Origin of the sequence: Alcaligenes faecalis, from assembly GCF_002443155.1 — a bacterium.
Classification (GTDB): domain Bacteria; phylum Pseudomonadota; class Gammaproteobacteria; order Burkholderiales; family Burkholderiaceae_B; genus Alcaligenes; species Alcaligenes faecalis.
On record NZ_CP023667.1, the window covers coordinates 351,823 to 365,894 of the forward strand.

A 14,072-nucleotide genomic window follows, 5' to 3' on the forward strand; every position below is an offset into this window, starting at 1 on the left:
GGCTTTAGTTTTCTTCGAGTGGGTGTTACTGACCTTGCTTAGATTAATTATGGGCAGTCGATACTTTTAAGCAGGTACTGCAGATATTTGAACAGCCGCCCGTTTCAGGCTGGGCGGCTGTTCAAAAAGGGGGGGCTTAGCCGTTCTGCGAGGCCAGCTGGGTGCTGCTTTCTTCTGTTTCTTTTTGAGCGCTTGCCTGTTTGCGTGCCTGGGTTGCAGCGGTGGATTCAACGGTGTGACCTTGGTCAGCATATTTCTCCATGCCGTTGAAAAACAGGTTCAGCAAGATGGCAGATACGGCAGCCAGCAAGATTCCGCTATGCAGCAAGGGGGCCAGCGCGGGTGGCATTTTGTCCAGCAAGTGCTCGGCAACCAGGGGAATCATGCCAAAGCCCAGGCTGATGGCCACGATGTAGGGGTTGTAAGGGTTGCGGTTCAGATTGGCAGACATCAGGATCTTGATGCCGGTAGCGGCCACCATGCCAAACATCACGATGCCGGCACCACCCAGAACATAGTTGGGGATGGAAGCTACGATGAAAGCCATTTTGGGGAACAGGCCCAGCATGATCAGGAAGGCACCGCCCATGACACATACCCAGCGGCTGCGCACGCCGGTCACGCTGACCAGGCCCACGTTCTGCGAGAAAGAGCTGTGCGGGAAGGTGTTCATGATGCCGCCGACCAGGGTGCCCAGGCCGTCGGTGCGCAAACCACGCACCAGCGCTTCACGGTCAGTCGGACGGCCACAGATGGAGCCCAGTGCCAGGAACATGCCCAGCGATTCAACCATGATCACGACCATGATCAGGGACAGAACAGCGGCTGCACCCAGCAAGGCCCAGCTAAAGGTGGGAACGCCAAAGTGGAAGGGGGTGACGATTGCAAACCAGCTGGTCTGATCCAGGCCTTCAAAGGTGATGCGACCCATGGCCAAAGAGACGAAGAAACCGACCAGCAGGCCAATCAGCACCGCCACGTTTGCCAGGAAACCGCGGGCGAATTTGGTGATCAGCAAGATGACGGTCAGCACCATCAGGGCAATGCCCAGATTTTCCAGCGAACCGTATTCGGGGTTGGGTATGGACATGCCGGTGGCCGGATCTGTAATCGTGGGAGCGCCGCCACCAATCCAGTTCAGACCCACGCGCATCAGTGTCACACCAATAACGGTGATGATGATGCCGGTCACGACCGGGGGGAACAGGCCCATCAGACGGCTAAATACCGGAGCAATCAGAATACTGAAGATACCGGCCAGGATGGTGGCGCCAAAGATACCGGGCAGGCCCAGTTGCGGGTCCAGGCCGATGGCGATCATGGGACTGACCGCCGCAAAAGACACACCCATCATGACGGGCAACTTGATGCCGAAAATACCCAGGCCACGGGCCTGGATAATGGTAATCACGCCACAGCACAGCAGGTCAGCATTAATCAGGAATGCGATCTGTTCCTTGGACAGGCCCAAGGCTGCACCAATGATCAGGGGGACAGCAACTGCGCCCGCGTACATCACCATGACGTGTTGCAAACCAAGGGTTGCCAGGCGCCCCGTTGGTAGGCGTTCGTCTACACCGTCGCAAGCAGCAGGTGTGGACACTTCTGGGTTGGCGGACATCCGGGTCTCCTTATTAATACGTTATGCGCAGCCGATGCCTGGGCCGCGTAAGCATAAAGTTATCGGATGGGCTGTATCACTGGAAGGCAGTACGGCTTGATAAGTAGAATACGTAAAAGCGTATGGCAGGCCGATGCTGACAGGGGGGAAAGGATATAAGCCCTGTAGATGGGGCCTGTGTTCAAGCCTGGGCCTAGCAGATTCCTGCTTTTTTCATGCGTTTTGCAGTGCTAGGGGTATTGCCCACCTAGTCCATCCTGAAAATCTATGTTAGCAGCCTCCAAACTACCTTTTTGTTCAGGTGTGAAGGACTGCCAAGTATCTGATAGGTATAAAAAAAGCGGCCCTGTGGCCGCTTTTTTAAGGGTCTGATTTACTTGTCTGACCACAGGACGCCGGCCGTGGCCCAGTCTTCGCGTTTGACGTCGGTAAAGACCACATCAACGGCGTCCGGGGTACAGCCAAGCACACGACAGGCTTCTTTGGTCAGGGCCTGGGCGAGCTCACGCTTGATTTCCACGGGACGGCCGTCGAATAGTTGTACGTTAATAGAAGGCATAAAAGCTCCGTAGGGGTGGAAAGGGTGTTAGCGGCAAAAATCCGGCTCGCTCTGATAGAGCTTGCGCAGCAAGGCTGGCCATTCTAACAAGCCCTCTGGCTCGTCCCCCGGTAAAAGCTGGCGATGTGTCAAATCCAGAACATCCTTCGGGGGCAGGTGCAACTGCGGGCTGGCAGCCATGGCCGAGAGCTGAATGCGGCAGGCGCGCTCCAGCGCATCCATCAGAATATAAGCTTCGGCAACGGTGCGTCCGCAGGTCAGGGCACCGTGATTGCGCAAGAGCAGGGCCGGATAGGAGCCTAATTGCTTGAGCAGGGCTTCCTGTTCCTGGGGGGGGAAGGCCAGACCGGCATAGTCGTGATAGCCAATGTCCTGCCAGAAACGCATGGCGTGTTGCGACAGGGGCAGCAACCCACAGGACAGGGCCGAGACCGCAATCGAGGCATCTGTATGTAAATGAATGACACAGTGTGCATCGGCACGGGCGCGGTGGACGGCACCATGAATGGCAAAACCGCTGGGGTTGGCACGACGGCCTGTGCCATCCACGACCTGGCCCTGGGTATCAATCAACAGCAGATTGGAGGCGCAGATCTCATCAAAGCGCAAACCAAAGGGATTGATCAGGAAAATGTCGTCGTGGCCGGGCAGGCGCAGGGAAATATGGGTGTAGATGATATCGTCCCAGCCCTGGCGGGCCGCCAGCCGGTAAGCGGCGGCCAGATTGACGCGGGCGCGCCAGTGCTCGGGATCAATATCCGCCGGACGATGGGCGTAAATGGCCTCCAGGTCCGGCGTGACAGGACAGGACTGGCTCACGCTGCTGTGGTTTCCAGTTCAGCGATGATGGCTTTTTCTTCCAGCTGAATCACGTCGCAGTTGTCGCCGGGCCCTTTGCGGTCAATCACAATGAAGTCGGCCACTTGGTTCAGGGCCATCAAGGGGTGGTGCCAAACGCCGGTTGCGTAGTTCACGCCCTGATCGCCACGTGCCAGGAACAGGCGCAGATCGCTTGCCTTGGGAGTCGGGCCAGCAGGGGCCACAATCACCAGATAAGGCTGGCCGGACTGGGGAATGAAGGCCTGGCTCCCTTTGGGGTGGCGCTCCATCATCTCTACGGTAAAGGGCAGGGTGCGCGGCTGGCCACGGAAAATGGACACAATCGCGTGACCGTCCGCGCCGGGCTCAATCTTGGCCAGATCGTGGTAGCGCTCGGTATTGCCCTCGTTGATGGTGAAGTGCTGAACCGCGTCGGAGGCCTCGATGACATCACCAAAAGGCGCGAAGGCTTCGGCTGTCAGGGTTTCCAACTTCAATGTGATTGTCATGGCAGAGGTCCTTAATAAGGCAGACCCGCGTGGGGCTGAAAGCAGCCGCGCCACGAAGGGTCAGAGGAAACAAAGGGTAGCGTGCCCGCAGGCTGGCGCTACCCCGTGAACGGCTTGGATCTTCAGAAAGATCCAGAAGGCAGCAAAATCAGGCCAGCAGCGCATCCAGACGGAAACGGGCAATTTTGCCGATTTCGGTCAGACAAGCTTGAAACTCGGTTTCAACACTATTGTTCAGACGGGCTTCTACTGTATCCATGATTTGGTAACGGCTCAAACCTTTGACGGCAATCACGAAGGGGAAACCGAAACGCTCACGGTACTGGGCGTTCAGGCCACGCAGACGGGCCAGTTCTTGGGCCGAGCACTGGTCCAGGCCAGCGCCACGCTGTTCACCCGTGGATGCGGTGGTCAGCGTGCCTTGCTCGGCTTCCTTGCCAGCCAGCTCGGGGTGAGCACAGATCAGGTTCTTTTGCTCTTCGTACGATGCCTCTTTGACCACTTGCACCATGCAGGCGTGCAGTTGATCCACGCTTTCAAACGGACGCTGGTGCCAGCTACGCTCAGGGACCCAGGGGGAGTGTTCAAAAATACCTTCGAGCTTGTCCACGAATTGGCTCTGGTCCAGGCTGGAGAGTTCGGTTAGAGCCTGTGTGGTGGTAAGGGTTTGAGTTGTCATGTGTCAGTCCGATTATCTAAGCGTAAATAGTGCGAGCCGAGGCGGCTCCAGGACCAGGCCTGGGGGCCGTTTTATCAAGGGTAGTGGGTGGGCGTTTACAGGGTCTGTTTGATTTATTCAAACCCTTATAAACAACCGCCTGTGGGCTATGATTTTCTTATATGGGACCAGTTTAAGTTTTCTGTTTATAAATAAAATAGAATTAGGCGTATAAATGATATATGCCATCTCGTATTGTGCATGTATGTCATTATCATGCTGGAAAAAAGCGTAAGAAGGAGAGAATAAGATGGCCGCCCGACGTGGGGATAACCCGCTTGATACCTATCTTTTGAGGGTATTTTGCTTACTCGTTACCGAGCGCAGCGTCTCGCGTACCGCGTTCAAAATGAACCAGTCGCAGCCTGCCATCAGTGCGGCCTTACGACGCTTGCGTGACATTATTGGCGATCCTTTGCTGGTGCGCGAAAAAGGCGGCATGGTGCCTACCGAGCGTGCCATTGGCCTGCTGGCTCACGCCAAAGGAGCCCTGGCCGAGATCGACTGTATGGTCAATGCGCCAGACAGTTTCGACCCGCAGGTCAGTCGCAGTGAATTTCATATCGGAGCGCCGGACTATCTGGCGCCTGTTTTTGTTGGCGGGGTCGTCGAGCGCATGCGCCGCGAGGCACCGGGTGCGCGTTTGAATCTGCACTCCCTGGACGCCAGCTTTGATTTCGAGCGTTCGCTGGCGGAAGGTGATCTGGACATGGTCATCGGTAACTGGCCCGAACCGCCGGATCGCATGCACCTGTCCGTGCTGCTGGAAGATCAGATTGTCTGCCTGGTGGCGGCGACTCATCCGCTGGCCCGCAAGGGGCTGACCATGGATGATTACGTACGGGCGCGCCATGTGGTGCCCATGCCGTATTCCATCAACCAGCGCGGTGTCATCGATACGACCTTGGCGACCTTGCGTATTCAGCGTGATGAAAGCGTGGCGGTGCAGTCCTTCTCGGCAGCCCCGTATTTGCTACAGAATACAGATCTGATTTTTACGACTTCGCGTCATTTTGCCGAGTTCTATTGCCGTTTGCTGCCTCTGACGATTCTGGAGGCTCCGCTGGAGTTTCCGCCCATGCGCTTTTATCAGCTTTGGCATGAACGTAACCGGCATTCGCCCAGCCATCGCTGGTTGCGGCGTCTGCTGACCGAATGCGGTAATCAGCTGGCCTCGACAGAACCGTTGCCGCAACCCGATTCCTGAGCCCCAATCCCGCAAAATACTTGCTTTCGGGCTCGCGCTCGGGCAAATTAGCGTGCTACTCCTGCCTACACGAAAGTGATACGGAACTTGACGAAAATTGTTGCATTTAAAGCGACTAGTCACGGACACAAGCCGGAAGGCAGGTTGATAATGATGTAGTTCCTAACCTTGCAGGGTGTTTCGCGGTGTCTTTACCTCAGATGGGGGAATCCTTTACCTGGTTGTATATCTGTGTCGTGGCTTTTATGGTCGGCGGGCTTATTGTGGCCTCCGAGCGTTGGCACGGCCGTTTGACTGGGGACAGCGACCTTAGTAAACCCCAAGCGTCCCATTCTCGTCCTACCCCGCGTGTGGGTGGGCTGGCGGTGGTGGCAGGCAGTTTGGCCGGCTTGCTGGTGCTGGGTCCCAGCAACATGACACTGACCTGGCTGTGGCCGGTCTTGTTTCTGGCTGCCATGCCGGTTTTTGTGGCGGGCCTGGTCGAGGACATCACCAAGGATGTGGGTTCTCTGAAACGTTTGCTGGCCGCTTTCCTGTCGGCAGCGATTGCCTGGTGGCTGCTGGGTGGTGTGTCGCGCGTTGGGGTGAGCTGGGCCGACTGGGTTCTGGGCTTCTGGCCCATTTCGCTGCTCTTTACCATGATTGCCGTGGGCGGCTGTACTCATGCACTGAATATTATTGACGGGATGAACGGCCTGGCGGGCATGATCGCCACCTTGATGGCTCTGTCCCTGGCTCTGGTGGCCCTGCAGGTGCAGGACATCCCGATTTTCCTGATTGCGGCCTCGCTGGCCTCGGCCACCCTGGGTTTTCTGGTGTGGAACTTTCCTTTCGGACGGGTCTTTCTGGGCGATGGCGGGGCGTATTTCCTGGGCTTCATGCTGGCTGAGCTGGCTGTACAACTGGTGGTGCGTAATCCCAGTGTGTCGCCGTTCTACGCCTTGGCCGTGCTGTTTTATCCTGTTTTCGAAACCATGTTTTCGATCTGGCGCCGCCGTTTCAAACGGGGTGTGCCTGTGGATCAACCGGATGCGCTGCACCTGCACCAGCTGGTGTTCCGCCGTCTGGTGCGCTCCACGTTCAGTCGTGACAGCGGTGGGGCCTTGCCCGCGTTTTGTAATGCCATGACCTCGCCTTACCTGTGGGTTCTGGCCTTGATCGGTTTGGTTCCGGCCACGATCTGGTGGGACAATACCTGGGCTTTGTGCGCCAGCATGTTGGCCTTCTCACTGGTGTATATCTGGCTCTATTCCCGTCTGGTTTCGTGGCGCCGCCCCTCCTGGTTGCTGCTGCCGTCGGTACGGCGGCGCGTAGACCGGGATTGAGACTGGCAGGCGTTCAAGATTATTCCTTGCGCATAGCGCTAACTGGAGAATGAAGTTGCAACTTGAGAATGTGAAACTGGCCGTTATCGGCTTGGGATATGTCGGTTTGCCTTTGGCAGTAGAGTTTGGCAAAAAGCGTTCCGTTATTGGTTTTGACATTAACGCGCGTCGCGTCGCCGAACTCAAGGAAGGGGTAGACCGCACGTTGGAGGTCGAGAGCGCAGAGCTGGCCGAGGCCAGTGGCCTGAGCTACTCCTGCGAGGCGGATGAACTGGCACAGGCCAATGTCTTCATCGTGACCGTGCCCACGCCTATTGATGAATTCAAGCAGCCCGATCTGACGCCGCTGGTTCGTGCGTCCGAGACCATCGGTAAAGTGCTCAAGCGTGGTGACATCGTGGTTTACGAGTCCACGGTTTACCCAGGTGCTACCGAAGAAGTGTGCGTGCCCGTGCTGGAGCAAGTGTCGGGTCTGCGCTTCAACGAAGATTTCTACGCCGGCTACAGCCCGGAGCGTATCAATCCGGGCGACAAGGAACACCGCGTCTCCACCATCAAGAAAGTCACTTCCGGCTCGACGCCTGAAGTAGCTGAGCTGGTGGATGCCCTGTACCGCGAGATCATTGTGGTGGGCACATTCAAGGCCAGCTCCATTCGTGTGGCTGAAGCTGCCAAGGTGATCGAGAACACCCAGCGCGACGTGAATATCGCCCTGATCAACGAACTGGCCCTGATTTTCAACCGTCTGGGGATTGATACCCTGGACGTGCTGGAAGCGGCGGGCACCAAGTGGAACTTCCTGCCTTTCCGTCCCGGTCTGGTCGGTGGTCACTGCATTGGCGTAGACCCCTACTACCTGACCCACAAGGCACAAGCTATCGGTTACCACCCCGAAATCATTCTGGCTGGCCGTCGCCTGAACGACTCCATGGGTGGTTACGTGGCGTCCCAGCTGGTTAAAGCCATGACCAAGCGCCGCATTCAGGTGCAAGGTTCACGCGTTCTGCTGCTGGGTCTGGCCTTCAAGGAAAACTGCCCGGATCTGCGTAACACCCGTATTGTCGATATCGTGCATGAACTCAAGCAATACGATGTTCATGTAGACGTGTACGACCCCTGGGTTGATCCCAAAGAAGCGCAGCACGAATACGGCATTACGCCTGTCGAGACTCCCAAAGCGGGTGAGTACGACGGCGTCATCGTGGCCGTGGCTCACAAGCAGTTCAAGGAGCTGGGCGTGGACGGCGTGCGCCAATGGGGCAAGCCCGAGCATGTGCTCTACGACTTGAAGTATGTGTTTGATCGCGAACAGTCCGATCTGCGCCTTTAATTTTGGAAAGCATTATGAGCTCTGCATTTGAACAGGCGAGCCAGCAACTGCGTAATCAGCCAAAAACCTGGCTGGTTACGGGTTGCGCCGGCTTTATCGGGTCCAACCTGCTGGAAGCCCTGCTGAAAATGGATCAGCAGGTGGTCGGTCTGGATAACTTTGCAACTGGCCATCAATACAATCTGGACGAAGTGCGCGATCAGGTTGGGGCCGAGCGCTGGGCCCGTTTTCGCTTTATTGAAGGCGACATCCGTAGCCTGGATACCTGTCGCGAGGCCGTCAAGGGCGTGGACTATGTGCTGCACCAGGCGGCGTTGGGTTCGGTACCGCGTTCCTTGAACGATCCGCTGACCTCCAACGAAGTCAACGTGAATGGTGCCTTGAACATGATGGTGGCCGCACGTGACGAACAGGTTAAAGCCTTTGTTTATGCGGCTTCCAGTTCCACCTACGGCGACCACCCCGGTTTGCCCAAGGTGGAAGACACGATTGGTCGCCCACTGTCTCCCTACGCCGTCACCAAGTTCGTGAACGAGCTGTATGCGGACGTGTTTGCCCGTGCCTACGGCTTCTCCAGCGTGGGCCTGCGTTACTTCAACGTGTTTGGAAAACGTCAGGACCCTAACGGTGCATACGCCGCGGTGATTCCCAAATGGGTGTCGGCCATGATCCAGAACCAGGATGTGCAAATCAATGGGGACGGGCAGACCAGCCGCGATTTCTGCTTTATCGACAACGTTATTCAAATGAATATCCTGGCCGCCGTGCAGCAAAAGCCTGCTGTGGCCGAGGTTTATAACGTGGCCGTCAATGCCCGCACCAGCCTGAACGAGCTGTTCGAGCACCTGAAGCAGACCCTGAGCACCAATGGTGTGAACTACACCAAGCAGCCCATCTACGCCGATTTCCGTGCTGGTGATGTGTTGCATTCCCAAGCGGATATCTCCAAGGCCCGTACACAACTGGGTTACGAGCCGACTCACACGATTTTGCAGGGCCTGAATACGGCCATGCCCTGGTACGTGGCGTTTCTGAGTTGATCTGGGCCGGCCTGAAAGCACGTCTGTCTAGTCTGCATGACGACCACCGTCGCATCGCCCTGGGGGCGATGCGGGTGGCGTTTTTTCTATTGCTGGGCAAGGCAGCGGGCGCTTTCAAAGAAATGGCGGTGGCGTATCGCTACGGTGTGAGCGATGTAGTCGATGCCTATCAGTTCACGATGGTCATGGCCAACTGGTTGCCAGTGACGATCGTCGGCTCCATGTCTGTTGTGCTGATTCCGGTTCTGGTGCGCTTGCATCGCCTGGAACCGGCTGCGCGCAGCCGTTTTCTGGGTGAACTCAAGGCCTGGTGCATTGTGCTGGGCTGCGTGCTGGGGGCCTTGATCTGGATTAGCTGGCCCTGGGTGCTGCAATGGACTGGGCAAGGGCTAAGCCCCGCCGTCCATGAAATGAGCCGGGAGCTGCTGTTTGCCTTTGCGCCTGCGGCAGTGCTGACGCTGATGATTGGCCTGAGCGCCGCGCGCTTGCGGGCGCATGAGCGCCATATCAATACCTTGCTGGAAAGTGTCCCGGCCTTTGTCATCCTGATCTGGGTGCTGGCAGCGGGTGGGAATGCCGGTATTGGTCCTTTGTTGTGGGGCACCTTGCTGGGCATGACGATCCAGGCCGTGTGGTTGATGATTCTGGCCTCGCGGGCCGATCAGATCTGGGCTCGCCCCACGATCAGCCTGCGTGCGGAGCAATGGCCGGATCTGCTCAAGGCTGCCACCATCATGCTGGTGGGGCAGGTTGCCATGAGCTTTGTTGGTCCTATTGACCAATATACGGCGGCCAATCTGGGGGCTAATGCCAATGCGACCTTGGGTTATGCCACTCGCTTGCTGGCATTGGTTCTGGGTGTTGGCGCTGCTTCTGTCGGTCGGGCCGCTTTGCCTGTGCTGGCGGATATTCAAAGCCGAGGCGATAACGCCCGTGCTCGCTCCATGGCCTTGAAGTGGTCGGTCATGATGTTGCTGGCCGGTGGAGTTGCCGCCGCGATTGGTGTTCTGCTGGCGCCTTGGGGAGTGGCCCTGCTGTTTGAGCGTGGTGCGTTCACGGCGCAGGATACGGCCACGGTCGCCCAGGTGTTTAGCTGGGGGCTGGTGCAACTGCCCTTTTATTTTGGGGTGCTGATTCTGGTGCAGTTGCTGGCCAGTCAGAACCGTTATAAATCCATGGCAATTATTGCCGTGATCAATTTTCTGGTGAAAGCGGCCCTGAACCCGATTCTGGCGGCTCGCATGGGCCCGTCGGGCATCATGCTGGCGACCAGCCTGATGTATGCGGCTTCTTTCACTTGTTATTTCATCTTGGCCTTGAGGCCAGCCAGTGCCTTCGCGTCTGGTTCGCAGGAATAGGAAAACGTGCACAGTCATTCGGGAGTTCGCCCTCATATCATGCTGCTTATCCACTCTTTGGGTGGGGGTGGGGCAGAACGTGTCGCCGTCGATTTAAGCGCAGCCTGGGTGGCGCGCGGCTATCGAGTGTCTCTGGTGACGCAGGCCGGCCGTGACAAAGACGCGTATACCGTAGCAGAGGGCGTAGAGCGCCACGTGCTGGGAACGGCAGGCAGCAGTCGTGGCCGCCTGGATGCCTTGTGGAAGAACTGGCGGCGCGTGAGCCGGGTGCGATCCCTGATACGCAAGACCAAACCCGATGTGGTTCTGGGCATGATGACCACTTCCTCGGTACTGGCCATTTCTGCCGCCAAAGGCTTGCCCTGCAAGGTGATTGCTACCGAGCATACGCATCCTCCGTCCCAGTCCTTGTCCTCTTTCTGGCAAAAAGCCCGCTTGCGTACCTATCCGCAAGCCCATGCGGTCATTGCGCTGACGGCCGGTACAGCAGACTGGCTGCGCGAGCACGTGCCCGGTAGCCAGGTGCAGGTGATTCCCAATGCGGTGCGCTGGCCCATGGACCGCGCCGAGCCAGTAGTGCCGGTGCCCGAACTGCCAGAAGGACGCAAACGCTTGCTGGCCGTGGGGCGGCTGCATCCGGTCAAGGGCTTCGATACCTTGGTTGAATCATTTGCCATGCTGTCCAACTATTTCCCCGACTGGGATCTGGTGATTCTGGGCGAAGGCGAGCAACGTGCTCCCCTGGAGGCACGGATTGCGGAACTGGAACTGCAAGAGCGGATTCAGCTGCCAGGGCGTGTCGGCAATATGGCGGACTGGTATGAACAGTCAGATCTGTATGTGCTCAGCTCCCGTATGGAGGGCTTGTCCAACAGTTTGCTGGAAGCCATGGCCAGTGGTTTGACGGCAGTGGCCTTTGACTGCGATACCGGCCCGCGCGAGATCATCCGTGCCAATATCGATGGTGTTTTGGTACGCCCGACTGAGGACGTGGAGGCCTTGGCGGCCCATTTGTCCGACCTGATGTCCAACGAAGACAAGCGTCAGCGATTGGCGCGCCGTGCCACGGATGTGCGCGACCGCTTTTCCTCGGCCCGCGTGCTGGCGCTGTGGCAGCAAGTGTTGGAACAGTGCTTGCGTCGGACTTAAAATGGCGCTTTGCTTCGTGCCAGCGGGTCCAAGCTACCCGGTCGATGAGCCCATGGAGGCCCAGTGAATATTCTGTTTTTCGTCAGCTCCCTGAACGCAGGCGGTGCCGAGCGCGTCGCCTCTACCTTGGCCAATGCCTGGGGTTTGCGGGGCGATCAGGTCACCCTGGTGCCTACCTATAGCGGTGGAGGCAGTGCGTTTTACCCTATCGACCCCAAGGTGGAACTGGTGTGGCTGGCCCATCGCATGCGAGGCAGCTGGCTGCCCAAGCCCTTGGCCAAGCTGCGCGCCATGCGCAAGCTGGTGCGTGAAAAACAGCCCGATGTCATCGTGTCTTTTCTGACCAATGTGAATATCAATGTCTTGCTGGGGCTGGGTGGCATGGGTGTCCCTGTTGTGGTGGGTGAACGCACCAACCCGGCCTTTAGCAGCAGCGCAGGCAAGCTCTTGCAAAGCCTGCGCCGCCGTCTGTATCCCAAGGCACAGGTAGTGACGGTGCAGACCCGGGCCAGCGTGGCAGCCTTCCAAGCCATGGTGCCAGGCATGAAACAGGTCATGGTTGTGCCCAACCCCTTGCCGCAGGCTTTGAATGCCGTGCAGCGCGAGGTACGGGTAGAGGAAAACCGGCATTGCACCCTGATGGCCATGGGGCGTCTGGTGCCTTCCAAGCGCTTTGATGTCCTGATCCGCGTGTTTGCGAGTCTGGCTGCCGAATATCCGGAATGGAAGTTGAAAAATCTGGGGTGATGGCCCGCAGCGTGCCCAATTGGTGCAGCAGATTGCCATGTCCGGAGCCGCTGACCGTATTGAACTGGCCGGAAAAACCGCCCAGCCCTGGCAGGAAATGGCGCGCTCCCATGCTTTTGTCATGACCTCGGAAGTAGAAGGTTTTCCGAATGTGTTGCTGGAAGCCATGGCCATGGGTCTGCCCGCTGTAACGGTGGATTGCCCCAGCGGTCCGCGCGAGATCAGCTCCGATGGCAAGGACGCCCTGCTGGTTCCGGTGGGAGATGAAGGCGCCTTGACCGCCGCCCTGGCCGAGCTGATGGGTGATGGCGTGTTTCGGGGTGTGTTGGGCCGTCGTGCCGCTGCAGCGGTGCGGCAGCGTTATGAACTAGAGCAGGTTTTGCTTAACTGGGACCAGGTCTTTCAGGCCGCCCGTGGCGGTATAGAAGAGGGAGCCAAAGCATGAGTGCATTGCAGCCAAGGTCGTTGAATCAGGAAACAGACGCCGTGGATGGCAAGTTGGAGAAAACAACGCCGCCTTTGCGGGTCGTGCATATTATTGCGGGGCTGGGACAGGGTGGGGCAGAGACGGTCTTGTTCCGTCTGGTGACAGCTCCCGGCCAGGCTACCGAACATATTGTGATTTCTCTGGGCGAGGAAGATGTTTTTGGGCCGCAATTGCGTGCCGCAGACATTCCTTTGTACTGCCTGCACATGCACTCGCCGCTGGGCTTTTTGAAAGGCTTGCGATCCTTGACTCGTGTGCTGCGCGAGGTGCAGCCCGATGTAGTGCAAACCTGGATGTATCACTCTGACCTGATTGGTGGCGCAGCCGCCCGCTTGGTTGGTATTCCGGCTGTGTCCTGGGGTATCCGTAACTCGGGCGCCAATCTGTATCAAGGCAGCCCGAAAGCTCGTATGGTGGCCTGGCTGTGCGCTCGCCTGTCGCGCTTTATTCCCAATCTGATTGTGTCTTGTGCCGAAAATGCCGCCCGACGTCATAAACAGTGGGGCTATCGTGCTGACATCATGAAAGTGATTCCCAATGGCTACGATTTAAGCCGTTGGCATCCCGATGAGCAGGCTCGTGAAGAAGTGCGCGAAGAATTGGGCCTGTCACTGGATACGCCTGTTATTGGTAGTGTGGCCCGCTGGAATCCGCTGAAAGATCATCCCAATCTGCTGGCCGCCTTGGCCCGCAGCTTGCACCGTCATCCCGGCTTGCGTTGCCTCTTGATTGGCGACGGCATGGACAGCAGTAATGAAACCCTGATGCGCTTGCTGGATCAGCATCAGCTGCGTGAGAGCGTCATTCTGATGGGGCGACGCAGCGATGTACCCCGCTTGATGAATGCGCTGGACGTACATGTGTTGTCCAGCTCGGCAGAGGGCTTTCCGAACGTGGTGTGTGAAGCCATGGCTGCCGGAGTGTCCAATGTGGTCACCGACGTGGGCGATGCGGCCTTGATCGTGGGCAACGAGGGTTGGGTTGTCCCCCCCAGCAATGCCGAGGCCTTGGCAGGTGCAATCAACAGTGCGGTTGACGAGTTGGGTGCGCCGTCCTGGCAGGCTCGCCATGAGCATGCGCGTGAACGGGTTGCCCGCCTGTTTTCCCTGGAAGGCATGGTCAAGAACTACACGCAAGCCTGGAAGACGCTGACAGCGCAGTATCCGCCCAAGCGCAAGCGTAGTCGGCAAGCCTTGAATGTGT

At 57.9% G+C, this 14,072-nt stretch carries 11 protein-coding genes and 2 pseudogenes; 8 read left to right on the plus strand and 5 right to left on the minus strand.

Annotation, left to right across the window (positions count from 1 at the left end; translation table 11 throughout):
- Positions 1–136 precede the first annotated feature (136 nt).
- The 5 genes from CPY64_RS01635 to uraD form a co-directional block, all read right to left on the minus strand.
- Positions 137–1,621 (minus strand): nucleobase:cation symporter-2 family protein, encoded by a 1,485-nt coding sequence (locus CPY64_RS01635; protein ID WP_042482965.1) that lies wholly within the window; start codon positions 1,619–1,621, stop codon positions 137–139.
- 373 nt (positions 1,622–1,994) lie between these two features.
- Positions 1,995–2,180 (minus strand): 4-oxalocrotonate tautomerase, encoded by a 186-nt coding sequence (locus CPY64_RS01640; protein ID WP_026485035.1) that lies wholly within the window; start codon positions 2,178–2,180, stop codon positions 1,995–1,997.
- Positions 2,181–2,207: 27 nt separating this feature from the next.
- Positions 2,208–2,999 (minus strand): class II aldolase/adducin family protein, encoded by a 792-nt coding sequence (locus CPY64_RS01645; RefSeq protein WP_080723718.1) that lies wholly within the window; start codon positions 2,997–2,999, stop codon positions 2,208–2,210.
- On the minus strand, positions 2,996–3,508 hold the full coding sequence (locus tag CPY64_RS01650) for an ureidoglycolate lyase (RefSeq protein WP_042482968.1): 513 nt from the start codon (positions 3,506–3,508) through the stop codon (positions 2,996–2,998). Before CPY64_RS01650 ends, CPY64_RS01645 begins: the two co-directional genes overlap by 4 nt.
- 148 nt (positions 3,509–3,656) lie before the next feature.
- Positions 3,657–4,187, minus strand: a complete 531-nt coding sequence (gene uraD / locus CPY64_RS01655; protein WP_042482971.1) for a 2-oxo-4-hydroxy-4-carboxy-5-ureidoimidazoline decarboxylase — start codon at positions 4,185–4,187, stop codon at positions 3,657–3,659.
- A gap of 289 nt (positions 4,188–4,476) precedes the next feature.
- On the opposite strand from uraD, the gene CPY64_RS01660 reads away from it, so the two are divergent.
- From CPY64_RS01660 to CPY64_RS19270, 8 genes and pseudogenes are all read left to right on the plus strand, one after another.
- The gene (locus tag CPY64_RS01660; protein WP_042482974.1) at positions 4,477–5,433 is read left to right on the plus strand and encodes a LysR family transcriptional regulator; all 957 of its coding nucleotides are present in this window, start codon (positions 4,477–4,479) and stop codon (positions 5,431–5,433) included.
- Positions 5,434–5,633: 200 nt separating this feature from the next.
- Positions 5,634–6,758 carry an MraY family glycosyltransferase gene (locus tag CPY64_RS01665; protein WP_042482977.1) on the plus strand — a complete coding sequence of 375 codons (1,125 nt, stop codon included), beginning with the start codon at positions 5,634–5,636 and terminating at the stop codon, positions 6,756–6,758.
- Between the two features lie 49 nt (positions 6,759–6,807).
- Positions 6,808–8,088 (plus strand): Vi polysaccharide biosynthesis UDP-N-acetylglucosamine C-6 dehydrogenase TviB, encoded by a 1,281-nt coding sequence (gene tviB / locus CPY64_RS01670; RefSeq protein ID WP_086046069.1) that lies wholly within the window; start codon positions 6,808–6,810, stop codon positions 8,086–8,088.
- A 14-nt stretch (positions 8,089–8,102) separates the two neighbouring features.
- The gene (locus CPY64_RS01675) at positions 8,103–9,128 is read left to right on the plus strand and encodes an SDR family oxidoreductase (protein WP_042482979.1); all 1,026 of its coding nucleotides are present in this window, start codon (positions 8,103–8,105) and stop codon (positions 9,126–9,128) included.
- On the plus strand, positions 9,125–10,486 hold the full coding sequence (murJ, locus tag CPY64_RS01680; protein ID WP_042482982.1) for a murein biosynthesis integral membrane protein MurJ: 1,362 nt from the start codon (positions 9,125–9,127) through the stop codon (positions 10,484–10,486). The genes CPY64_RS01675 and murJ overlap by 4 nt, the downstream gene beginning before the upstream one ends.
- Before the next feature lie 39 nt (positions 10,487–10,525).
- Complete coding sequence (locus CPY64_RS01685) at positions 10,526–11,635, plus strand: glycosyltransferase family 4 protein (protein WP_042483547.1); 1,110 nt, start codon at positions 10,526–10,528, stop codon at positions 11,633–11,635.
- 63 nt (positions 11,636–11,698) lie between these two features.
- Positions 11,699–12,827, plus strand: a pseudogene (locus tag CPY64_RS01690) (glycosyltransferase family 4 protein).
- Positions 12,824–13,894: pseudogene (locus CPY64_RS19270) on the plus strand (glycosyltransferase family 4 protein); the annotation flags it as partial. The pseudogenes CPY64_RS01690 and CPY64_RS19270, both read left to right, overlap by 4 nt.
- Between the last annotated feature and the right edge of the window lie 178 nt (positions 13,895–14,072).